Annotated in this window: 19 protein-coding genes and 1 tRNA gene; 12 read left to right on the forward strand and 8 right to left on the reverse strand. The window is 72.0% G+C overall.

All coding sequences use genetic code 11. From position 1 onward, the window contains the following. Positions 1 to 80 precede the first annotated feature (80 nt). Genes MTQ01_RS21645 through MTQ01_RS21675 form a run of 7 tightly spaced genes read left to right on the forward strand, consistent with a single transcriptional unit; the run spans position 81 to position 7729 of the window. Positions 81 to 1232, forward strand: coding sequence for a DegT/DnrJ/EryC1/StrS family aminotransferase (locus MTQ01_RS21645; protein ID WP_247492443.1), 1152 nt, complete (start codon positions 81 to 83; stop codon positions 1230 to 1232). A gap of 37 nt (positions 1233 to 1269) precedes the next feature. After that, positions 1270 to 1977 carry a dTDP-4-dehydrorhamnose 3,5-epimerase family protein gene (locus MTQ01_RS21650; RefSeq protein ID WP_308294426.1) on the forward strand — a complete coding sequence of 236 codons (708 nt, stop codon included), beginning with the start codon at positions 1270 to 1272 and terminating at the stop codon, positions 1975 to 1977. Then, complete coding sequence (locus MTQ01_RS21655; RefSeq protein WP_247492445.1) at positions 1974 to 3059, forward strand: glucose-1-phosphate thymidylyltransferase; 1086 nt, start codon at positions 1974 to 1976, stop codon at positions 3057 to 3059. The genes MTQ01_RS21650 and MTQ01_RS21655 overlap by 4 nt, the downstream gene beginning before the upstream one ends. Continuing rightward, entirely contained in the window at positions 3056 to 4048 is a 993-nt protein-coding gene (gene rfbB / locus MTQ01_RS21660) for a dTDP-glucose 4,6-dehydratase (RefSeq protein ID WP_247492447.1), read from the forward strand. Before MTQ01_RS21655 ends, rfbB begins: the two co-directional genes overlap by 4 nt. Then, positions 4045 to 5352 (forward strand): lipopolysaccharide biosynthesis protein RfbH, encoded by a 1308-nt coding sequence (gene rfbH / locus MTQ01_RS21665; protein ID WP_247492449.1) that lies wholly within the window; start codon positions 4045 to 4047, stop codon positions 5350 to 5352. Before rfbB ends, rfbH begins: the two co-directional genes overlap by 4 nt. After that, positions 5349 to 6761 (forward strand): NDP-hexose 2,3-dehydratase family protein, encoded by a 1413-nt coding sequence (locus MTQ01_RS21670; protein WP_247492450.1) that lies wholly within the window; start codon positions 5349 to 5351, stop codon positions 6759 to 6761. The genes rfbH and MTQ01_RS21670 overlap by 4 nt, the downstream gene beginning before the upstream one ends. Continuing rightward, positions 6758 to 7729 carry a Gfo/Idh/MocA family protein gene (locus tag MTQ01_RS21675; RefSeq protein ID WP_247492452.1) on the forward strand — a complete coding sequence of 324 codons (972 nt, stop codon included), beginning with the start codon at positions 6758 to 6760 and terminating at the stop codon, positions 7727 to 7729. The genes MTQ01_RS21670 and MTQ01_RS21675 overlap by 4 nt, the downstream gene beginning before the upstream one ends. Before the next feature lie 128 nt (positions 7730 to 7857). Here MTQ01_RS21675 and MTQ01_RS21680 read toward each other — a convergent pair whose 3' ends face one another. After that, entirely contained in the window at positions 7858 to 8346 is a 489-nt protein-coding gene (locus MTQ01_RS21680; protein ID WP_247492454.1) for an SRPBCC family protein, read from the reverse strand. Between the two features lie 267 nt (positions 8347 to 8613). Between MTQ01_RS21680 and MTQ01_RS21685 the strand changes: the two genes are divergently transcribed. Then, entirely contained in the window at positions 8614 to 8940 is a 327-nt protein-coding gene (locus tag MTQ01_RS21685) for a D-arabinono-1,4-lactone oxidase (RefSeq protein WP_247492455.1), read from the forward strand. Positions 8941 to 8984: 44 nt separating this feature from the next. Here MTQ01_RS21685 and MTQ01_RS21690 read toward each other — a convergent pair whose 3' ends face one another. From MTQ01_RS21690 to MTQ01_RS21710, 5 genes are all read right to left on the reverse strand, one after another. Beyond that, positions 8985 to 9935, reverse strand: a complete 951-nt coding sequence (locus MTQ01_RS21690; RefSeq protein WP_247492456.1) for an aminoglycoside phosphotransferase family protein — start codon at positions 9933 to 9935, stop codon at positions 8985 to 8987. Between the two features lie 197 nt (positions 9936 to 10132). Next, positions 10133 to 10375, reverse strand: coding sequence for a hypothetical protein (locus MTQ01_RS21695; RefSeq protein WP_247492458.1), 243 nt, complete (start codon positions 10373 to 10375; stop codon positions 10133 to 10135). Positions 10376 to 10661: 286 nt separating this feature from the next. Beyond that, positions 10662 to 10734 (reverse strand) — tRNA-His (locus tag MTQ01_RS21700). Between the two features lie 163 nt (positions 10735 to 10897). Then, a complete protein-coding gene (gene orn / locus MTQ01_RS21705; protein ID WP_247492460.1) occupies positions 10898 to 11521 on the reverse strand; it encodes an oligoribonuclease in 624 nt (207 codons plus the stop codon). A 541-nt stretch (positions 11522 to 12062) separates the two neighbouring features. Then, positions 12063 to 13412 carry a helix-turn-helix domain-containing protein gene (locus MTQ01_RS21710; protein WP_247492462.1) on the reverse strand — a complete coding sequence of 450 codons (1350 nt, stop codon included), beginning with the start codon at positions 13410 to 13412 and terminating at the stop codon, positions 12063 to 12065. A 930-nt stretch (positions 13413 to 14342) separates the two neighbouring features. On the opposite strand from MTQ01_RS21710, the gene MTQ01_RS21715 reads away from it, so the two are divergent. Further along, positions 14343 to 14864 (forward strand): universal stress protein, encoded by a 522-nt coding sequence (locus MTQ01_RS21715; protein ID WP_247492464.1) that lies wholly within the window; start codon positions 14343 to 14345, stop codon positions 14862 to 14864. A gap of 115 nt (positions 14865 to 14979) precedes the next feature. Here the strand turns inward: MTQ01_RS21715 and MTQ01_RS21720 are convergent, their stop codons facing one another. Beyond that, a complete protein-coding gene (locus MTQ01_RS21720; protein ID WP_247492465.1) occupies positions 14980 to 15771 on the reverse strand; it encodes a phosphatase in 792 nt (263 codons plus the stop codon). A 113-nt stretch (positions 15772 to 15884) separates the two neighbouring features. Here MTQ01_RS21720 and speB point away from each other — a divergent pair, with 113 nt between their 5' ends. Together speB and gdhA are read left to right on the forward strand one after the other, a co-directional pair. Then, on the forward strand, positions 15885 to 16922 hold the full coding sequence (gene speB, locus MTQ01_RS21725) for an agmatinase (RefSeq protein WP_247492466.1): 1038 nt from the start codon (positions 15885 to 15887) through the stop codon (positions 16920 to 16922). Between the two features lie 756 nt (positions 16923 to 17678). Beyond that, complete coding sequence (gene gdhA, locus MTQ01_RS21730) at positions 17679 to 19016, forward strand: NADP-specific glutamate dehydrogenase (RefSeq protein ID WP_247492467.1); 1338 nt, start codon at positions 17679 to 17681, stop codon at positions 19014 to 19016. A 233-nt stretch (positions 19017 to 19249) separates the two neighbouring features. Here the strand turns inward: gdhA and MTQ01_RS21735 are convergent, their stop codons facing one another. After that, positions 19250 to 20170, reverse strand: a complete 921-nt coding sequence (locus MTQ01_RS21735) for a helix-turn-helix transcriptional regulator (protein WP_247492468.1) — start codon at positions 20168 to 20170, stop codon at positions 19250 to 19252. A 609-nt stretch (positions 20171 to 20779) separates the two neighbouring features. Here MTQ01_RS21735 and MTQ01_RS21740 point away from each other — a divergent pair. After that, complete coding sequence (locus MTQ01_RS21740) at positions 20780 to 21610, forward strand: ATP-binding protein (RefSeq protein WP_247492469.1); 831 nt, start codon at positions 20780 to 20782, stop codon at positions 21608 to 21610. Positions 21611 to 21869: the final 259 nt, after the last annotated feature.

A 21869-nucleotide genomic window follows, 5' to 3' on the forward strand; every position in this document is an offset into this window, starting at 1 on the left:
CTTTCCCCCGACCGACACAGACCTCCACACAGTCGTACCCGCCCGCCACCCCCGTGGTCCCCAACCGTGAGGAAGCCCGCGTGATCAACGTCTTCCAGCCGAGCCTCGGTGAGGCAGAGCTTGCGGCGGTGTCCGAGGTGTTCGCCTCGAACTGGCTCGGCCACGGCCCGAGAACCCGCGAGTTCGAGGCGCAGTTCGCCGACCACATCGGCGCCGACGCGGAAAGCCTGCTGTTCCTCAACTCCGGTACGGCGGGGCTCTTCCTCGCCACCGAACTGCTGGAACTCGGCCCCGGCGACGAGGTGGTGCTGCCGTCGGTCTTCTTCGTGGCCGCCGCCAACGCCATCGCCGCCACCGGGGCCCGGCCCGTCTTCTGCGACGTCGACCCGCACCGCCTCAACCCGACCGCGGAACACATCGAGCGCGCGCTGACACCGCGCACCAGAGCCGTGATGGTGCTGCACTACGGCGGCGACCCCGGCGACATCGCCCGCATCGCCGCGCTGTGCACCGAGCGCGGCGTGACCCTGGTCGAGGACGCCGCCTGCGCCGTCGCCTCCACCGCCGACGGCAGAGCGTGCGGCACCTTCGGCGACATCGCCGTCTGGAGCTTCGACGCCATGAAGGTCCTGGTGACCGGAGACGGCGGCATGCTCTTCGTCCGCGACCCGGACCTCGCCCGACGCGCCCGGGCCCTCGCCTACCACGGGCTGGAACGCTCCAGCGGTTTCGCCGGCGCCCGGGTGTCCGCGCGCTGGTGGGAGCTGGACGTGCAGGGGTTCGGCCGCAGGGTCATCGGCAACGATCTGACGGCGGCTCTGGGCACCGTCCAGCTCGGCCGGCTGCCCGAGTCGATCGCCCGGCGGCGGGCCGTCGCCGAGACCTACGACGAACTGCTCGCCGAGGCCGACGGGGTACGGGTGCCGCCGCCGCTCGCCGCCGGCCACAGCACCTCGTACTACTTCTACTGGGTCCAGATGGACCCGCGGATCCGGGACGGGGTCGCCGCGGCACTGCTGGAGCAGGACGTCTACACCACGTTCCGCTACCCGCCGCTGCACCGGGTCCCGATCTACGAGGCCGAGGCCACCGAGCTGCCCGGCACCGACGCGGCGGCCGACAGCACGCTGCTGCTCCCCATCCACCAGGCCCTGAGCGACGCGGAGACGCGGAAGGTCGCGGAAGCGCTGCGGGCCGCCGTCGCCGAGCACCGGGAGTCGGCCGGGATCTGAGGCGGACACCAGCAAGTCACGACAGGGGGTACGGACAGTGCGGATCGAGGAGACGGCCGTACCGGGCGCGTATGTGGTCACACCGGCGCAACTGCCGGACGCGCGCGGCACGTTCAGCGAGGTGCTGCGCACCGACCTGCTGGAGCAGGTGCTCGGCCACCCCTTCACGCCACGGCAGATCAACCACTCCGTGTCCCGGCGCGGCACGCTGCGCGGGATCCACGGCGTCGCCGTCCCGCCCGGCCAGACCAAGTACGTGACCTGTGTGCGCGGCGCGGTGCGGGACGTGGTGGTGGATCTGCGCGTCGGCTCGCCGACGTTCGGCCGCCACCACGTCACCGAGCTCGACCCGGGCACGGGCCGTGCGGTCTACGTCCCGGACGGCGTGGGGCACGGGTTCCTCGCGCTCACCGACGACGCCTGCGTCTGCTACGCCCTGTCCGCCACGTACGTGCCGGGCACGCAGATCGACATCGACCCGCTCGACCCCGAACTGGCCATCCCCTGGGGCTGCGAGGGCACACCGCTGCTCTCCCCGAAGGACGCGAACGCGCCGGGCCTGGCGGCGGCACGGGCGGCCGGAATGCTCGCCACCTGGCAGGCCGTCGCGCCCGGGCACCTCACCGACCCGCAGGGCCGCGACACCCGGGGCCGCGACACCTGGGGCGAGGGCGCCCGGGACCACGGCGCACGAGGTGAGGGCACACGGGGCGACGGCGCGGGCCCACAGGGGGAGAGACGATGAAGGCGCTCGTACTCGCGGGAGGACTCGGCACGCGGCTGCGGCCGTTCACCGAGACCATGCCCAAGCAGCTCATGCCCATCGCCAACCAACCGGTCCTCGAACACGTGCTGACGAACATCCGCGCGCTCGGAGTGCGCGAGATCTGCGTCGTCGTCGGCGAGTGGGGGCCGGCCATCGAGGCCCGGCTGGGCGACGGGTCCCGCTTCGGCGCCCGGATCACCTACCTCAGGCAGGAACAACCGCTGGGACTGGCGCACTGCGTGGCGCTCGCCCGCCCCTTCCTCGGCGACGACGACTTCGTGATGTACCTCGGCGACAACGTCGTGGAGAGCGGCATCGCGGAGCTGGCCGAGGACTTCCGCAGGAACCGTTCGGACGCCCACCTGGCGGTGGCCAGGGTCGCCGACCCCCGCGCCTTCGGCGTGGCCGAACTGGACACCCGGGGACGGGTCCTGCGGCTGGTGGAGAAGCCGAGCCGGCCGCGCAGCGATCTGGCCCTGATCGGCGTGTACTTCTTCGGACCGGCCATCCACCGGGCGGTCGCGGCCATCAGGCCCAGCGCACGCGGCGAGTTGGAGATCACCGACGCGGTGCAGAAGCTGGTCGAGGGTGGCGACCGGGTTACCGCGGGGGAGTACGACGGCTACTGGAAGGACACCGGGAGCGTGGCGGACCTGCTCGACTGCAACAGGCGCCTGCTGAACGCCCTGGAGGGCGACGTGGGCATCGCCGCCGACGGGCGCAGCGACCTGAGCGGCCCGGTGCGGCTCGGTCCGGGCGCCACCGTGGTGCGTTCCGTCATCACCGGGCCCGTCGTCGTCGGGGCGGGCTCACTGATCGAGGACTGCCACATCGGTCCCGGCACCTCCATAGGCAGCGGCTGCGTGCTGCGGGGAGCCGACCTCCGGAACTCGATCGTGCTCGACGGCGCGCGGGTGACCGGGCGCCGCAGCGGCAGCGGATCGCTCATCTCCGACGCGGCCGAGGTCCATCTGGACACCCCGCCGAACACCCCGCCCCACGCGCCGCCCGGCGCCCCCGGCGGTCAACCGAACGCACTCGCACGGGAGGTGGCGCCGTGAGGATCCTGGTCACGGGAGGAGCCGGCTTCGTCGGCTCGCACTATGTCCGCACCATGCTCGACGGGGGCTACGAAAGCTACGAGCAGGCCCGCGTCACCGTCCTGGACAAGCTGAGCTACGCCGGCAACGTCGACAACATCCCCGTCGGGCACCCGCGGCTGAGCGTCGTGCGCGGCGACATCTGCGACGCGGAACTGCTGCGCGAGGTCGTGCCCGGCCACGACGCCGTGGTGCACTTCGCCGCCGAATCGCACGTCGACCGCTCCCTGGACGCCCCCGCCGTCTTCACCCGCACCAACGTGGTGGGCACCCAGACGCTCCTGGACGCCACTCTGGCCGCCGGGGTCCCGCGCATGGTGCACATCTCCACCGACGAGGTGTACGGCAGCATCGCCGAGGGGTCCTGGAACGAGGACTCGCCGCTGCTGCCCAACTCCCCGTACGCGGCGTCCAAGGCGGCTGCGGACGTGACCGTGCGCGCGTACTGGCGCACCTTCGGACTGAACGTCTCGATCACCCGCTGCTCCAACACCTACGGCCCGTACCAGCACCCCGAGAAGCTGATCCCGCTCTTCACGACCAACCTCCTGGAGGGCGAGCCCGTGCCCGTCTACGGCACCGGCCAGAACGTGCGCGACTGGATCCACGTGGACGACCACGCGCGAGCCGTCCAGCACGTGCTCACCGGGGGCCGGGCGGGCGGCGTCTACCACATCGGCGGCAGCCACGAACTGAGCAACCTCGACGTCACCGAGCGGCTCCTGGCGCTGTGCGGCGCGGACAGTTCCATGGTCCGCCACGTCACCGACCGCAAGGGCCACGATCTGCGCTACTCCCTCGACGACTCCAGGACCCGCGCGGAGCTGGGCTGCGCGCCGCGGGTCGGCTTCGACGAGGGGCTCGCCGCCACCGTCGCCTGGTACCGCGAGAACACGGCATGGTGGAAACCGACGAAGGACCAGGTCAGACAGGGGAGACAGTGGACGTGAACGAGGAACACCGCACGCGGGCCCTGGAGGAGACCAGGAAGCACCACCAAAGTCTGCGCGGGGACGGGAAGTTCGTCCCCGGCGAGACGGAGATCTGGCCCTCCGGCGCCGTCCTGGACGAGGACGACCGGGCCGCCCTCGTGGAGGCCGCGCTGGACATGCGCATCGCGGCCGGCCCGTACTCGCGGCGCTTCGAGTCCTCCTTCGCGCGGTTCCTGAAGCGGCGCAAGGCGCATCTGACGAACTCCGGTTCGTCCGCCAACCTGCTGGCCCTGACCGCGTACACCTCGCACCAGCTCGACGAGCGCCGGCTGCTGCCCGGCGACGAGGTCATCACCGTCGCCGCCGGATTCCCCACCACGGTCAACCCGATCCTGCAGAACGGTCTGGTGCCGGTCTTCGTCGACATCGAACTGGGCACCTACAACACCACCGCCGACCGGGTCGCCGCCGCCATCGGCCCCAAGACCCGCGCCATCATGATCGCCCACGCGCTCGGCAATCCCTTCGAGGTGGAGGAGGTCGCCCAACTCGCCGCGGACCACGGCCTGGTCTTCGTGGAGGACAACTGCGACGCGGTCGGCACCACCTACCGGGGGCGGCTCACCGGCACCTTCGGCGACGTCAGCACCGTGAGCTTCTACCCCGCGCACCACCTGACCATGGGCGAGGGCGGCATCGTCACCACCTCGAACCTGCGGGTCGCGCGGATCGTCGAGTCGCTCCGCGACTGGGGCCGGGACTGCTGGTGCGAACCGGGCCACAGCAACACCTGCCTCAAGCGCTTCGACCACCAACTGGGCACGCTCCCGCCCGGGTACGACCACAAGTACATTTTCTCCCACGTCGGCTACAACCTGAAGTCCACCGATCTCCAGGCCGCCCTCGGACTGTCGCAGCTGAACAAGCTGGACGGCTTCATCGCGGCCCGCCGGCACAACTGGCAGCGGATGCGCGACGGTCTGGACGGAGTGCCGCACATCCTGCTGCCCGAGGCGACACCGGACAGCGAACCGAGCTGGTTCGGCTTCGTGATGACGGTGGCCGAGGACGCGCCCTTCACCTGCGGGGAGTTGACCGCCTTCCTGGAGAGCCGCAAGATCGGCACCCGCCGCCTGTTCGCGGGCAACCTCACCCGTCAGCCCGCCTACCGCAACCAGCCGCACCGCGTCGTCGGCGACCTGACCAACAGCGACGTCGTCACCGAACGCACCTTCTGGACCGGCGTCTACCCCGGCCTCACCGACGAGATGACCGACTACGTCATCGCCTCGGTGCGGGAGTTCGCGGGAGGCGCCAGGTGAGCCCCGGCCGCGTGCCGCGGCCCCGGGCAGCGGCCGGCCCCGACGCCGCGATCGCCCGTTCCCTGGCCGCCGTCGACCCCTCGACCGGGGCCCGGTGCCCGACCGGGGAGGTCACGGACTGGCTGGCGGAACGCCGGCGGGCCCGAGCGGCGCGGGTGCGCCGCATCCCGTTCGCCGAGCTGGAGGGCTGGACGTTCCACAAGGAGACCGGCGACCTCGTCCACCGCAGCGGACGCTTCTTCACCGTCGAGGGGCTGCGCAGACCCGAGACCGACGCACCCCGGACCGACGGGGCCGGCGCCCGGTGGGAGCAGCCCATCATGGTCCAGCCGGACGTGGGCGTGCTCGGCATGCTCGCCCGGGAGTTCGACGGCGTCCTGCACTTCCTGACGTACGCCAAGACCGAGCCGGGCAACCCCGGCCTGGTGCAGCTCTCTCCCACCGTGCAGGCGACGCGCAGCAACTACCAGCGCGTGCACGGGGGTTCACCAGTGCCCTTCCTCGACCACTTCCTCCTGCCCGGCCGCGGGCGTCCGCTGGTCGACACGCTCCAGTCCGAGCACGGCGAGTGGTTCCTCCACAAGTCGAACCGCAACGTCGTCGTGGAGACCGACGAGCACGTCGCCGAGGACCCGGCCGCCGCACCGGACCACCGCTGGCTGACGCTCGGCCAGCTCGGAACGCTGCTGCGCCGGGACAACGTGGTCAACATGGACACCAGGACGGTGCTGGCCTGCCTCCCCACTCCCGCCGAGGAGCCCCGGGCCCTGCACACCGACGTCGAGGTGCAGTCCTGGCTGACCCGCGAACGCGCCCGCCGCCGGGTGCGCGTGGAGTCCGTGCCGCTCGAGGGGATACGGGGCTGGGTGCGCGAGGCGGAGTGCATCCGCCACGTCGAGGACCGCGGCTTCCGCGTGATCGCCGCCGCCGTCGAGGCCGAGGGCCGCGAAGTGGGCGGATGGACACAGCCGCTCTTCGAGCCGCTCGCCCGCAGCGTCAGCGCCTTCCTCGTCCGCCACTTCGACGGCACACCGCACCTGTTGGCGCAGGCCCGCCCGGAGGACGGCCTGCTGCACACGGTCGAGGTCGCCCCGACGGTGCAGTACGCGCCGGACGGCCACGGGCAGCTCCCGCGCTACGCCGAGCTGGTCGAGACCGCGGACAGCCGGGACGTCCTCTACACGGCCGTGCACTCCGAGGAGGGCGGCCGGTTCCTGAACGCCGAGAGCCGCTGCCGGTTCGTGTCGGTGGACGGGCTCGGCGACCCGGAGCTCTTGGACCCGCCGCCCGAGTACACCTGGATCACACCGGGCCAACTCGGCGGCCTGGTGCGCGCCGGACACCAGGTCGCCGTCCAGGCGCGCAGCCTGCTCGCCGTGCTCAACTCGGGGGCGGTGACGCTGTCATGAGCGAACCCGTACGCATCGCCGTCCTCGGGGCCGCCTCCGAGTTCGCCAGACGTCGCATGCTGCCCGCCTTCGCCGCCTCCCACGAGGTCACGCTGGCCGCCGTGGCCAGCCGGGACCCGGACAGAGCGGCGCAGACGGCCGCGGAGTACGGCTGCCGGGCCTTCGGCTCGTACCCGGACCTGTTGGAGGACGAAGCCGTCGAAGCCGTCTACCTCCCGCTGCCCTGCGCGCTGCACGCCCGCTGGGCCAGGGCCGCACTCCTCGCGGGCAAACACGTGCTGGTGGAGAAGCCCGTCGCGATGTCGGGGCCGGAGGCGGCTGAACTCTCCGCCCTCGCCCGCGAACGGGGCCTGGCCCTGACGGAGAACGTGCTCTTCGTCCACCACTCCCAGCACCGGGCCGCGCTGCGGTACGTCACCGAGGGCGCGATCGGGCGGCTGCAGAGCTTCGAGGCGACGTACACGGTGCCCCGAAGGCCGAGGTTCGACATCCGCTACCAGCCCGCGCTGGGCGGCGGCGCACTGTGGGACACCGGCGTCTACCCGGTCCGCGCGGCGCTGCATCTGGCCGCTCCGGGCCACCCGCTGCGGCTGGTGGGCGCCGTCGGGCGACGCGGGCCGGGGGACACGGTCGACACCTCGGGCTCCGCGCTCCTGGACGGCGGCGACGGCCTCGCCCTCCAGCTCACCTACGGTCTCGACCACTCCTACCGGAGCAGCTACACGTACCAGGGCAGCGAGGGACGGCTCACCGTCGACCGGGCGTACACCCCGCCCGCCGACCATCTGCCCGAAGTGCGGCTGGAACGCGGCGGTGAGGTCACCCGTATCCCCCTCGCCGTCGACGACCAGGTCGACAACGCCGTCACCGCCTTCGCCGAAGCGGTGCGCACCGCCGCGCATCCGGACCCCGAGGTCCAGCGGCAGGCGGAACTGCTGGAGGAGATCAGCCGCGCAGCTTCCGGCTGAACCGCTCCGGGCCCCGTACGCCCAGAGGCAGCCGGCCCCGCACCCGTCGCCGAGGACGTGCGCGGGCCCGGTTGCCCCGTCAAAGGCGCGGCACGGACCGGGAGTTGAGGGCGCCGGGAGAAGGGCCGTCAGCCCTTGGCGTCACGGACGTCCGTCCCCTGCTCGGCGAACGCCTTGAAGTCCCGCATCACCTTCCGCGACTGCTTGGTGAAGACACCGCGCAGCAGGGGCGCCACGAAGCGCATCGGACCGGTGAACCGGTACTCGTTCTCGCTCGCCCAGAGCGTGCCCTCGGGCCCGGACTCCGTCAGTCGCTCGCGCGCGGCGCTCCACATGCCGTTCCCGACGATCTCGCGCTCGTAGTGGACGACACGGTCGGAGGGGACGTTCCGCATGTCCTCCGGTTCCCGGCGGGTGATGGTCTCCGTGCACTCCATGGTCTGCTTCCCCGTTCGGAACACGACCCTGGACTCGGTGCCGACCTGCCCGTCCTCACCGCGCAGCGGCTCGTGCAGCACCAGCCCCTCCAGCCACTTCGCCCGGTGCTCGGGGTCCTCGAGCAGTCGGAGGACCTGCTCACGCGGCAGCGCGATCTCGATCGAGACGGTGTACTTCACGGTGGCTCCTCGGGGTTCTCGGCCGACGACGATCCGGACCCGGCCACTGCCGAACGGTGACGAACGGTGCCGAGCGGTGTCGAACGGTGCCGAGCGGTGTCGATCCTGCGGACCGATCCGCCCCACCGGGCCGTCCGTGCACAGAAAAACGGCGGGGTCCGAACTCCCGGCCGGATCAACTTACTCCGGCCGCGATTCGAACACACGGCGCCCGCGGCGGCGACCTCCCTGCGCGACCCGGGGGAGCGGCCGGCCCCGGTGCTCCAGATGTCCGAGATCCGTTCGGTGCGCGCCGACGACCTGTGGCTGAGCCCTGCCTACGGCCGGGACACGGTGACGTTCCACTTCACCCGGATCGACGACGAGGCGGCGGTCGCCCCCGCAATCGCGGCGGTGGAGGAGCGGTTGGTGCCGTACGGAGCGCGTCCGCACCGGGCGAAACTGACCGCGCCGGCGCCGCACCGGGTCGCGGAACTGTACCCGCGCGGCGCCGACTTCGCCGTGCTGCGCCGCCGGTTCGACCCGGAGGGGAAGTTCAGCAACGCCTTCGTCGACAGGCGCTTCCCGTACCTGACCCCTGTCGCCCGTACCTGAACCCGTCAGGAGGTCGGACGACCGTCCGCACGCCGTGGGTCCTGTCACGGAGCGACGGGACCCGCGGCGTGGTCCATCCACACCTGCGTGATCTGCCGGTACGTCTGGCGTGCCACGTGGGGGTGGGTGTCGGCGTAGGACGTGTAGGCGTTGAGACCGGTGGTCAGCGCCCAGCCTCGGCCGCGCGCCCAGGTGGCCCCGTCGAGGCCGATCCGCTGCCGGAACACCTCACGGGTCCGGGGCGAGAGCAGGGTGTAGGCGGCCATCAGGTCGATGGCGGGATCACCGATTCCCAACGAACCGAAGTCGATCACGGCGGTGAGCCGGCCCTGGTCGATGAGGAGGTTTCCGTTGTGGAGGTCGCCGTGGCACCAGACCGGTTCGTGCTCGTCCTCCCAGGCCGGGGCGGCGAGCGCGTCCTCCCATGCCCGTAGCAGAGCAGCGGCGTCGAAGGTGTCGGCGACGGCGGCGATGGCGGCACGGGTCGACGCGTCACGGGCCGAGAGCCGGGGTCGCGCCAGGCCGGCGTCCCCGTCACCGCCCGCGTCCTCGCCGTTGTTCCGGGAGCCGGATGCGCGGTCGGGCGTGGGAACGCGGTGCAACGCCCGCACGAAGTCGGCGAGCTGAGCTGCCGGCCCGGGAGCGTCGGACTGGTCAACAACGTCAGTGACGGTCTCGCCTCGCAACCAGCGGTGGACCGACCAGTGCCAGGGGTAGCCAAGAGCGGGCGTCCCGGTGCCGACCGGCGAGGGCACCTCCAGAGGCAGCAGGGGAGCAAGCCGAGGCAACCACTCCGCCTCCTTGAGGGCCTGCCCGGCAGCCCAGTCCCCGCGTGGCAGCCGGACCGACAGCGAGTCCCCCAGCCGGAAGATGACGTGGTCGGACCCGCCGGGATCCAGCGGTACGAGAGGGAGCCCCGCCCACTGCGGGAACTGCTCCTCCAGCAGCTCTCGCGCCAACGACTCGTCGATCGTCGGAACCGGGCCTGATTCCACGCGGCCAACTCCTCTCCGTCAGCGGCATGTTCACGCCGCCCGACACTCTGGTGCCCTCGGTCCGGCATCTTCGACGGTCGTTTGATGGCACCGTATGGCAAGTCGGAGCCACTTGTAGCCGCGATGGGTGGCGAACCATCCCCCGGGTCCTGTTGGCAGCGGTCGGCCAGGGCACCACGGCCCGTGTGCGGCGCCGGTCAGTGCTCTCCGGCCGAGATCGCGCCGATGACGGGGCGGGCGAGCTTGGTGGAGTGGGTGGCCAGGATCGGGTACAGGGTGTGCTGCCCCTTCAGGCGCCCGTGCTCGGCGCCTTGTTCGGCCCGTCCGTGGACCTGGCAGTGGGTGGGGTCGATGTCGATGAACATCAGCTGCGCGGCGTCGGGCAGCAGCGGGGTGTGCCGGGCGAGGTCGGCGAGGAACCTCCGGTGCGCGCGGTGCAATCCGGGAGTCGAGGCGGCCTGGCACCTGCACGAGCCGGCTCTTTGAAGGATTCTGCCGACGTCGGGTCAGCGAGCCGTTGCGACTCCCGGGATCCGCCACGGCCGCCCTGAAACCAACGCACCCGGTGGGTGACCGTTCCGTCCTTGCTGGGTGTGCTCCTTGATGCTCGCCATGTCCGGGACGTTGGCGATCGATCCCGACACCGGTCTGCCCATGGTTCGGCCATGAGCTCAGAGAAAAAGGCCCTGACCTGAGTTTCCCCAGGTCAGAGCCTTGATCACTAAGGGTGAATGACGGGACTTGAACCCGCGACATCCTGGACCACAACCAGGTGCTCTACCGACTGAGCTACATCCACCACGACCGGCTGCGGAAAGTGCCTCTCCGTACCGGCCGATATGAAGTGTACAGGGTTTGCGCGGGTGCTCGCGCACCCCTTTTCCCTCGCTTCCCGCAGGCCCCGCGGCGCGCCCGCACCCGCTGCCCGTACCCGCTGGGCCCGGACGCCCCGCGCGGCGGGATCAGGCGGGCTGCTCGGGCTTCGGCTCGGCCGGCAGCACGTGCCGGGCGGCGATCTCCTTCGCGGTCTCGGAGTCCGGGCCGGGCTGCGGGACGAAGACCGCCTCCCGGTAGTAGCGGAGCTCCGCGATCGACTCCCGGATGTCGGCGAGCGCGCGGTGATTGCCGCTCTTCTCCGGGCTGTTGAAGTACGCGCGGGGGTACCAGCGGCGGGAGAGCTCCTTGATCGAGGAGACGTCCACGATCCGGTAGTGCAGATGGTTCTCCAGCGTGCGCATGTCCCGTGCCAGGAAGCCCCGGTCGGTGGCGACGGAGTTGCCGCACAGCGGCGCCTTCCCCGGGTCCGGCACGTGGTCCTTCACATAGGCGAGCACCTGCTCCTCCGCCTCAGCAAGGGACGTGCCGCCCTCCAGCTCCTCCAGCAGCCCGGAACTGGTGTGCATGGCGCGCACCACCTCGGGCATCTGCGCCAGCGCGTCGTCCGGCGGTCGGATGACGATGTCCACCCCCTCGCCGAGGATGTTGAGCTCCGAGTCGGTCACCAGCGCGGCCACCTCGATGAGCGCGTCCTTGGACAGCGAGAGACCGGTCATCTCGCAGTCGATCCACACCATGCGATCGTTCATGCCGATCACCCTACGTGGCACTTCGCCGGGGGTCTGCCCTCCCGGCGGACCGGGCGGAATCGGCTCCCGCGGAACGGGCGACGCCTCCGGAGGACCGCTCCCGGACCGCCGCCGCACGCGGCGATGCGACCGCGCGCGTGGCGGTGGCGCCGGCGCCCGTGAACCGCGAACGCCCCTGCTGCGCGGGGCGGTTGGCGGGGCGGAGGGCACGGTGCGGAGAGGCAGGCATTTCTGCGCCGGGCCCGCAGGGACGTGTCGGACAGCGCGACCCGCCGCACCGTGCGGACCGTCGGACGGCTGCGACGTGACGAGGTGACGATGCGGCGAAGTGGCGTCCCGACCGCGAGCAGCCGGGGGGCGGAGACAGCCGGGGACAGCCGGAAGCGGCGGGGACAGCCGGGGACCACGGGGCAGTCGTAACCGCCGGGCGGTCAACGATCCGGCCCGGCAGCGCGACCCGGCAGCGTGAACCAACCGGCCTCGCCCCGACGGCTGGCCCGGCCCGGTCCGTTCGACGAGTCGACGAGGGCCGGCCCGGAGGTCAGCCGCGGGTGCGCCTGCCGGGTGTGCGCGCGACGTACATCTCCGACTCGGGCTTGCCCTGCTCCGGCACGGAGGCGGTGATCAGCCCGGCCGTGAACATGCCGGCGCCCTCGCTCCGCCCCGCCCGCAGCTGCTCGGGCCGCACGCCGTCCGGACGCCCCGCGTCGCTGCGCACGTCGGGGCGTGCCTCGCCGGGTCGCTGCTCGGTGCGCGGCAGCTCGCCGCGCGTGCCCTCGGTGCGCGCGGGCGGCACCCGGTACTCGGTCGTGGTGGCCACCGCGACCGTGCTGTCCGCCGATTCGGCGGCGCCGGCCGCACCGGGACGCCGTACGCGGTACGCGGCCCGGTAGGCGGCCGGCGAGGAGCCGAGCTGCCGCCGGAAGTGGCCGCGCAGCGCCACCGGGGAACGGAAACCGCAGCGCGCGGCCACCTCGTCCACCGAGTAGTCGGTCGTCTCCAGCAACCGCTGGGCCTGGAGCACGCGTTGGGTGATGAGCCACTGGAGCGGCGCACTGCCGGTGAGCGTCCTGAACCGGCGGTCGAAGGTCCGCCTGCTCATGTACGCGCGTGCGGCGAGCGTCTCCACGTCGAACTGCTCGTGCAGATGCTCCAGCGCCCAGGCGACGACCTCGGCCAGCGGGTCGGTGCCGATCTCCTCCGGTAAAGACCTGTCCAGCCGGTGCAGTTGACCCATGTCCGCGGCGTTGCCCCGACGCGGGGGCACGACCAGCCGCCGGGCGAGTGCGCCCGCGGCCTCCGCACCGTGGTCGGTGCGCACGACGTGCAGGCACAGGTCGATTCCGGCCGCGGTGCCGGCGGAGGTGAGGATGTCCCCGTCGTCGACGTACAGCTCCCGGGGGTCGACGTGGACCGCGGGGTAGCGCTTGGCGAGGGTGGGCGCGTACATCCAGTGGGTGGTCGCCGGACGGCCGTCCAGCAGACCCGCGGCGGCCAGGACGAAGGCGCCGGTGCACAGGCCCATGATCCGGGCACCCTCCTGGTGCGCTCGGCGCAGTGCCTCGACCGCGGCCGGTGGCGGCGGCTGGGTGATGGAGCGCCAGGCCGGGACGACGATGGTGCCCGCGCGGGCGATGGCGTCCAGCCCGTGCGGCGTGGTGAGTTCGAGACCGCCGGTGGTGCGCAGCGGGCCGTCCTCGCCCGCGCAGACCAGCAGTCGGTAACGCGGCACCCCGGCGTCCTGCCGGTCGATGCCGAAGACGGACAGCGGGATCGAGCTCTCGAATATCGGTCCGCCGCCGAACAGGAGCACCGCCACGATCTCGCGGCGCCGCCGGGTGGCGAGCTTCCTTGTAGTCGTCGCGGGGCCGTGCGTTGGGTCCTGGCTCATTGTCCTAAGCCCCCCTCAGTTTGGTCGCGTCCTCTCGGTCCTGCACGGTTTCCCCCGCCGTGGTTTTGCCAAGATCGAATCTACTGCGTCCGAAGAGGCCCTCGGGACAACTTCGACCGCCACCGCTATGTCGACATGACAACTTGGCGTAAAGCATTCGATCACGAAGAGTGGCATCCGGACACTCCGCTGGGAAGTGCGTTGGGTGCTCAGCGTGTGCGTCGGGAGGGGTATACGTCGGAAACACCCCATTCCGGCAGGTGGTGCAAGGGCGACACATGCGCGCTACAAGTGGCGTATCACGTCCATAACTTGGCTGAAAAGAATGCTAAGGGCCCTGTGCGCCCCCTGTGCTTCGGGGTGTGCGCCCCCGTGCCGCGGTTTCTGTGCCCTGTGCGCCCATCGGCCGCGTACCGGCCGGTGCTCGAACTGCCCCGGGAATGCGACCATTTACCGGCATCTGTGGAATTTTCCTCGCCCGATGCGGCTGGGCGATGCGGTTGGGCGTGGCCCGGTCCGCGGCGAGGTGCTCGCGTCGCTCCCGCCGCATCCGCGGCCCCTCGGTGCCTCTGCATGCGAGCCGCCCCGAGGGCGGCAGCGGGGCGCCTCGGCGGTCGCGGCGAGGGTGCGGCGAGACGGGACGCCCGTCGGCCCTCTGCCGGGCGACGGCGGGGCGTGGCGGGCTTCCGGCGGCCTGCGCGCCGCGTGGAGGCTCCGCCGTCGCGGGGCGTTCGGCCGTGTCCGTTCCCGCTGTTGCCAGAAGCGCCGGCCTCGGGCATGCTTCCGCCCCAGCCACTGGGCACGCGGGGTGTAGCTGCGTACCCTTGGGGTAGGCCAAAAGAAAGACGCTTCCCGGACGTTTCTCACACGACTTCGCTTGTCACCATCCGCCGTTCCATCCGCACGAGGATCACCTTCGCCGAGACGATCATGGCCGGACACGAGATTCCCGAACCAGTGGACCGCAAGCGGCTTGCCGACTCCCCGGCGGTGCCGGAGGCCGCGGCGGACGCACGCCAGGAATGCGACCCGGCCTTCAAGCACGGTGTCGTCGTCGGCTTCGACGGATCCCTCTCCAGCGAGCGGGCGCTCGCCTACGCGGTCGGCATGGCGCACCGCTCCGGTTCGGGCCTGATCATCGTGCACGTGGCGAACCGGCTGCCCACCACCGTGTGGGCGGGCTGTGAGCCCCCGGTCTTCGTGGACGTCCCGGACCAGCGCACCGAGGTGCTCGGGCTCGAGCTGGCCTGCGCCGACCATCTGAGCGAGATTCCCTGGATCCTGGTCGAGCGCGGCGGCGACATCTGCCACGAGCTGGAGGAGGTCGGTCAGGAGTACGAGGCGGACGCCATCGTGGTCGGCTCCACGCACGGCCTCGTCGGCCGGATCTTCGGTTCCGTGGCGGGGCGGCTCGCGCGCCGGGCCGAGCGGCCGGTCGTGGTGATCCCGTAGTCGGCGAGCCGCGGGGAGGCGCTTCCGCCGCTTCCGCTCGGCTCCCGGCCGGGCCCGGCGCCCGTGTGCTTGCGTCGGCGGTGTCGACCGGCCCCGGGGATCCGGGCCGCAGAGCCTAGTCGGCGAGGCCCGCGGCGGTCAGCAGGTACTGCGTCATCGGCTCGTAGTGGAGCGGGTTCACCACGTGGTCGTCCAGCGGCACGGTGACCGCGAGCGTGCCCTCCGCCTCGGCGAGGAAGAGCGCCGGGTCGTTGCTGTCGGCGAAACCGACGGTGTCGATGCCGCGCTCCGCGGCGCAGCCCGCCCAGCCGTGGTCCGCGAAGACGAGATCGGGCAGCGGCTCGCCCGCCTCCGTCAGCGCCCCGAGGATCGCGTGCATGGGCGCGGGAGAGTGGGTGTGCCAGAGGCTGGCGCCGAGCTCGTAGACCGCCACTCCGGCGAACTGCACGATCACACCCTTGTCCGCGAAGACACCGAGGGGTACGCGGACGATGTCGCAGCCGGCGCGGCGCAGCGCGCCTGCCACCGAGCCGTGCAGGTCCAGCAGCGCTCCGGGGTGGCCGGTGGCCAGCAGCACCCGCTCGGAGGCGGCCGCCGCCTTGCGCAGTCGCAGCGCGGCCCGGTCGAGCGCGTCGACGGTCAGCTCCGGGTCGATGGTGTCCTGGCCCGAGCGGTGGGCCGGGTCGTCGCTGACTCCGGCGCGCTCCGCCATGACGGCGAGCACGTCCTGCTCGTCCCGCCACCGGTCGCCGAGCTCCAGCCCGAGCCAGTAGTGGCGGTCGCCGTTCGCCAGGCCCCGGTAGTGATTGAGGTTGTTCTCCCGCGGCGTCGCCACGTCCCCCGCGATCCGGGTGCGTACGAGATGGTCGACGAGCTCGCTGCGGGACGGTGCGGTGGGCGGTGGCATACGGCCATTGTGGCGCGGAAGCGTGAACGGTGGACAGTCTGTCCAAAATCCGGGGACGGCCCTCGCGGAAACGTCCATGTGGCGGGCGACGCCCCCGCGCCTACGCTCCGCGCATGAGCACCGACACCCCCCGCAACCAGCCGCCCGTGCCGCAGCCGTTCACCGGAAGCATCGGCGGCGATCCGGCCGCCGGGCCGGTCGGCCCCGTCGACTCCTCGCGGGTGCCGCGTTTCGCAGGCCCCGCGACCTTCGCCCGGCTGCCGCGGCTCGACGAGGTGGGCAGTGCGGACGTCGCCGTGGTGGGGGTGCCCTTCGACTCCGGCGTCTCCTACCGGCCCGGCGCCCGCTTCGGCGGGAACGCGATCCGGGAGGCGTCCCGGCTGCTGCGCCCGTACAACCCGGCGCAGGACGCCTCGCCGTTCGCGCTCGCCCAGGTCGCGGACGCGGGCGACATCGCGGCGAACCCGTTCCACATCAACGAGGCGGTCGAGACCGTCCAGGCCGCGGCCGACGAACTGCTCGACAGCGGCGCCCGCCTGATGACGCTGGGCGGCGACCACACCATCGCGCTGCCGCTGCTGCGCTCGGTCGCGCGCCGGCACGGGCCCGTCGCCCTGCTGCACTTCGACGCCCATCTGGACACCTGGGACACCTACTTCGGCGCCGAGTACACCCACGGCACCCCGTTCCGCCGGGCCGTGGAGGAGGGCGTCCTGGACACCTCCGCGCTCTCCCACGTCGGTGTGCGCGGCCCGCTGTACGGCAAGCGGGACCTGGACGAGGACGAACGGATGGGCTTCGGGATCGTCACCTCCGCCGACGTGATGCGGCGCGGAGTGGACGAGGTGGCACAGCAGTTGCGCGAACGCGTCGGCGACCGGCCGCTCTACATCTCGATCGACATCGATGTGCTCGACCCCGCGCACGCGCCCGGCACCGGCACCCCGGAGGCCGGCGGGCTCACCTCGCGCGAACTCCTGGAGATTCTGCGCGGGTTGGCCGGCTGCCATCTGGTCTCCGCCGACCTGGTGGAGGTGGCCCCGGCGTACGACCACGCGGAGATCACCGCGGTCGCCGCCTCCCACACCGCCTATGAGCTGACCACGCTGATGGCGCGCCAGATCGCCGCGGGGCGGGAGAGCGAGGGGTGAGAGCGGCGGGACCGCTGCGCCGTGCGCCGCATCTCGTCGCGACCGCTGTCGTGGCCCGTCGGGATTGCCGAACGCTTTCGGCCATGTTCGAGGCGGCCCGGAACGTCTGATTACCGGCGAATGTCGGTGGCGAGATGAACGCGAGACGGTAACTGCGCTGGTGGGAGCGGGTGTTGACCCCGGGATTTGCGCCCTCGCGAGGTCACTTCATGCCACTTATTTAATACGCAACGTTACCTGTTCTGTTCGGTGGATGTGCACTTCATGGAGATTCCCGACAGACTCCCTGTGCATCCCGCGGGACGGGGTGTCGAAGCCGCCTGGCAGCGGTGCCGGCCCTGTGGGGGGTGCTGGTGCGACCGCGCCGTCTGCTCGACACCCCTTTGCGGGGGCGGCTCCGGGGAGAGGCCTGACTCACCGGAGCCGCCCCGTTCTCCGTCGCCGCGGCTCTCCCGCGCTCACCGTCCCGCCGCGTCCCCGGCGGTTGTGCCGTGAATCCCCGCTCGCCGACACCGCGGACCCCTGTGCTGTGCAACCACTTCTCGGTCACGACTACCGTGTACGAGAATTCGTTCGGACATGGACTGTTCCGGGTAGGGCTTGTCATCGGCGCCGAGCCGCGTACCCGCAGCACGAGCCCCGAACGCCCGAGCCGGCACCGCCGTACCGCACCGTCGGGACGGCCCGCACCCCGCACCCGCGCACGGATCGACGGAGGGTGGCCGTCGGACCGTCCGGTGAAAGGAAGTCCAGTCGATGCAGCGCAACGAATCGCTCCATGCCGAAATTCTTCGGCGCAACCCCGGTGAGCCCGAGTTCCACCAGGCTGTCCACGAGGTGCTCCAGTCGCTCGCCCCGGTGCTGGCCGCCCAGCCGGAGCTGGCGGAGGCCAGGCTCGTCGAGCGGATCGTGGAGCCCGAGCGCCAGGTGATGTTCCGGGTGCCGTGGCAGGACGACCGCGGCACGGTCCACGTGAACCGGGGCTTCCGGGTCGAGTTCAACAGCGCGCTCGGCCCCTACAAGGGAGGTCTGCGCTTCCACCCCTCGGTCAACCTCGGCATCATCAAGTTCCTCGGCTTCGAGCAGATCTTCAAGAACGCGCTCACCGGCCTCGCCATCGGAGGCGGCAAGGGCGGCAGCGACTTCGACCCGCACGGCCGCAGCGACGCGGAGGTCATGCGCTTCTGCCAGTCGTTCATGACCGAGCTCCACCGCCACCTGGGCGAGCACACCGACGTACCCGCCGGCGACATCGGCGTCGGCGGCCGGGAGATCGGCTACCTCTTCGGCCAGTACCGCCGGATCACCAACCGCTGGGAGGCCGGGGTGCTCACCGGCAAGGGCATCGGCTGGGGCGGTTCGCAGGCGCGTACCGAGGCCACCGGCTACGGCACGGTGCTCTTCGTCGCCGCGATGCTGCACCGGCGGGGCGAGGACCTCGACGGACAGCAGGTCGCCGTCTCCGGATCGGGCAACGTCGCCATCTACGCAGCCGAGAAGGCCGCGGCCCTCGGCGCGCACGTACTGACCTGCTCCGACTCCAGCGGCTACGTCGTGGACGAGAAGGGCATCGACGTGGCGCTGCTCAAGGAGATCAAGGAGCAGCGGCGCGGTCGCATCAGCGAGTACGCCGAACTGCGCGGTCGCTCCGCCCGGTTCGTGCCGGACGGCCGGGTGTGGGAGGTGCCCGCCGACGTGGCGCTGCCCTGCGCCACCCAGAACGAGCTGACCGAGGCGGACGCGCGGACGCTGATCGGCAACGGCGTCAAGGCCGTCGCCGAGGGTGCCAACATGCCCACCACCCCGGAGGCGGTCGAGCTCTTCCAGCAGGCCGGCGTCGCCTTCGGTCCGGGCAAGGCCGCCAACGCGGGCGGTGTGGCCACCAGCGGACTGGAGATGCGGCAGAACGCGGCGCGGCAGCCGTGGCCGTTCGAGCAGGTCGAGCGCGAGCTCGCGACGATCATGCAGAACATCCACGACACCTGCCACGAGACCGCGGAGCGCCACGGCGCCCCCGACGACTACGTGCTGGGTGCGAACATCGCCGGGTTCGAGCGCGTCGCCGACGCGATGCTCGCCCAGGGCGTCATCTGAGGCGTACGGCCTCGGCCGGGGCGTGACGCACTGGAGCGGGCGTGACGTCCCGGGTCGGGAGCACGGCGGCGGAGGTCGGTGCGGCCCGGGGCGGGGCGGCCTCCGTGCCGGTCCCGGCGGGCCGTGCTTCGGGCCGCGGTCGGTTCGGGCCGTCGCCTCGGGGCTCGGTCGGGCCGGGCCCCGGTCGGTTCATTCGGGCCGCGACCCCGCCGCTCGGGGTCGCGGGCCGCTGCTCATTTCCCGTCCAGCACCCGGTCCAGGAAGGCGACCGAGCTCTCGTGCGTCTCGGCCGCCGCGAACAGGCGGTCCATCACCACCATGTACGTCTCCACCTCGGCGCGTTTGTCCAGGTAGAGCGCGCTGGTGAGCTGTTCGAGATGGACGATGTCGGGCAGGTCGGGCTCGGCGAAGCGCAGGATCGTCACCGGGCCGCCGGTCGCGGCCAGGCCGCCCAGCTCGAACGGGGCGATCTGGATCGTGACCCGCGGGTGCTCCGCGAGGCGTCGCAGATGCTCGAACTGCCCGCGCATCACCGCGCGCCCGCCCAGCGGTCGTCGCAGGGCGGCCTCGTCGATCACCGTCCACAGCCGCGGGCCCTCGGGGCGGCGCAGCAGTTCCTGGCGGCGCATCCGCAGTCCCACCCGGCGCTCGGTCTCCTCCGGCGAGGCGCCGGGGTGGGCGAGCTCGCAGACGGCCCGCGCGTACTCGGGTGTCTGGAGGAGGGTGGGCACGAACTGCATCTCGTAGGTGCGGATCATCGACGCGGCTTCCTCCAGGCCGAGCAGCGTCTCGAGCCAGCCGGGCAGCACGTCGCTGTACTTGTGCCACCAGCCGGGGTTGTTGGCGTGCCGGGCGAGGGTGAGGAACTCCTCGCGCCGGGCCGCGTCGTGGACGCCGTAGAGGGTGAGCAGGTCGGCCACATCGCGCTCCTTGTAGCCGACGCGGCCGAGCTCCAGGCGGCTGATCTTGGCGTGCGAGCCGCGGATCGCGTCGCCGGCGGCCTCACGGGTGATGTGGCCGGCCTCGCGCAGACGGCGCAGATGGGTGCCGAGCACGATCCGCAGAACGGTCGGCCCGCCGAGCGGTGTGGACAGGATGCGGCGCACCGCGGTCTCGGAGGGGGCGGGGCCTACCGGCTCCGGCTGGGCTGCCATCAGACCTGCTCCTGCTCTCCTGTGTGAGTGAAGTGACGGCGGTGTGAGACCGACCGCTCAGTCTCGCACTCCACGGTGTGGCCTGTACAACGGTCGGTTACCGGCCACGCGCGCGGCGTGCGCGGCGCTCCGGGGGAGCGCGGACGGGCCCGCGGCGGTCGCGGGCGGTCCGGGTCGGGGTCCCGGCCGCGGAGTCGCATGTCGGCGCTCGGTGCTCGGCGGTGCACGGGCAAGGCACGGCGGAGGCGGTCTCGCGGGCGTACAACTGGGCCCGAGGCTGTCCGTACAAGCTTCAACTTGTATAGACGGGTCTGCTCCGGGAGGGGTGGCCCGAATCGGTCACCGGAAGCCGTCCGGCGGGAGGGCGTCGTGGCGGAGGCGGTTCGTCGCTGCGAGTAAGCCGGTGATGACGGCGTTTCGAGGGTGTCGTTCCGGGTCGGTCGCGGTTTTGGCGACGTTCGGGTCGGAGAAGTGCCGGTCAATGGCCTATACCACGCACTGTGCACAGTTGTAAGTGCATTCGCACTTGCACCGGTCGCCACAGTCGAAGCAGGATGTCATGAGAAATGTGTTCCCTTACGTGCCGTTTCGGCGGCTGCGGAGTACGTCATGACCCCACAACCGGTGGACAGGGCCGCTCACCACGGGCCGGCCGCATCCGGTGGCGGTCCGGGCCCCGGGCCCACACCGCTCTCCCTGGTGGAGGGGCTGGTGGAAGATCTCCCCGTCCTTCCCGGCCCCGCGATCCCGCCCGGGTCGGCCTGCGCGATGTCCGGTCGTCCGACGGCCGCCCCCGGCTCGGCGGCGCACGAGCCGCAGGACTCATCCGCCTTCGCGGTGTGGACCCTCGGTGAGGGCTCGCGCTCGGCCGCTCTCGCCCGCAGTTACGCGCACAACACCCTGCGCTGCTGGGGGCTGAAGGAGCTGGACGACAGCGTGGCGGTCGCCGTCTCGGAGATGGTGACCAACGCGATGCGGCACAACCGCGAGCCGGACGCCGGCGCCGGCCCCCGGCCGGTGCTGCTCGGCCTCGCCCGTCAGGGGCGCGGTGTGCTGTGCGTGGTGGTGGACGCCGGCGCCGGCTCCCCACAGGTGTGCGACGCGGCCGAACTCGCCGAGTCCGGGCGGGGGTTGCACATCGTGGAGTGCCTGAGCGACGACTGGGGCTGGACCGTCCCCGGCCCCACGGGGAAGGCGGTCTGGGCGTCCTTCTCGACCCCTGCCTCGGACGGGCCCGCCGCCCCCGACCGGGACTCCTCCCGGGACACGGCGGTCCCGGCTTCCGGAGCGCTGCCGCAGACGGGGCCCGAGCACCGCGGTCCGCGCGGCCGGGCGCGCGCCGAGGCACTCGGCCGGGTGCTGCTGCTCGCCGGCGTGCTCTGCGGAACGGGGGACAGCCGCCCGCCGGCCGTCGTCCACCCGCCTCGCACCCGTTCCTGAGCACCTCGCCACCGCTCCCGATTCCGCTGCTCCCGCCGGCCGCCGACGGCCGAGTCGTGCCACGGGCCGGTCGATAGGAGCAGGCCGATGACGGAAAATCCGTGCCCGATTGTCACAGCGGGATGAAATCCTCCGTTCACGGCGTTGGATCCTCCGGCAGGCGGTGCAGGAGAAGGCGTTCCGGACCGGGGGCGCGGAGAGCGGGGGCAGAGCACGTGGAAGCGACCGAAGCGGCAGGCCGACAGGTGGGCTGGGCCCG

The organism is Streptomyces sp. XM4193 (assembly GCF_023072595.1).
Lineage (GTDB): Bacteria > Actinomycetota > Actinomycetes > Streptomycetales > Streptomycetaceae > Streptomyces.

Bases quoted from the DNA above. Each gene is read 5' to 3' on its own strand.
- MTQ01_RS21735 (WP_247492468.1), bottom strand. From the start codon at position 20,170: ATGGCAGCCCAGCCGGAGCCGGTAGGCCCCGCCCCCTCCGAGACCGCG.
- MTQ01_RS21675 (WP_247492452.1), top strand. From the start codon at position 6,758: ATGAGCGAACCCGTACGCATCGCCGTCCTCGGGGCCGCCTCCGAGTTC.
- MTQ01_RS21720 (WP_247492465.1), bottom strand. From the start codon at position 15,771: ATGCCACCGCCCACCGCACCGTCCCGCAGCGAGCTCGTCGACCATCTC.
- gdhA (WP_247492467.1), top strand. From the start codon at position 17,679: ATGCAGCGCAACGAATCGCTCCATGCCGAAATTCTTCGGCGCAACCCC.
- MTQ01_RS21655 (WP_247492445.1), top strand. From the start codon at position 1,974: ATGAAGGCGCTCGTACTCGCGGGAGGACTCGGCACGCGGCTGCGGCCG.
- MTQ01_RS21685 (WP_247492455.1), top strand. From the start codon at position 8,614: ATGTCCGAGATCCGTTCGGTGCGCGCCGACGACCTGTGGCTGAGCCCT.
- MTQ01_RS21740 (WP_247492469.1), top strand. From the start codon at position 20,780: ATGACCCCACAACCGGTGGACAGGGCCGCTCACCACGGGCCGGCCGCA.
- speB (WP_247492466.1), top strand. From the start codon at position 15,885: ATGAGCACCGACACCCCCCGCAACCAGCCGCCCGTGCCGCAGCCGTTC.
- MTQ01_RS21715 (WP_247492464.1), top strand. From the start codon at position 14,343: ATGGCCGGACACGAGATTCCCGAACCAGTGGACCGCAAGCGGCTTGCC.
- MTQ01_RS21710 (WP_247492462.1), bottom strand. From the start codon at position 13,412: ATGAGCCAGGACCCAACGCACGGCCCCGCGACGACTACAAGGAAGCTC.
- orn (WP_247492460.1), bottom strand. From the start codon at position 11,521: ATGAACGATCGCATGGTGTGGATCGACTGCGAGATGACCGGTCTCTCG.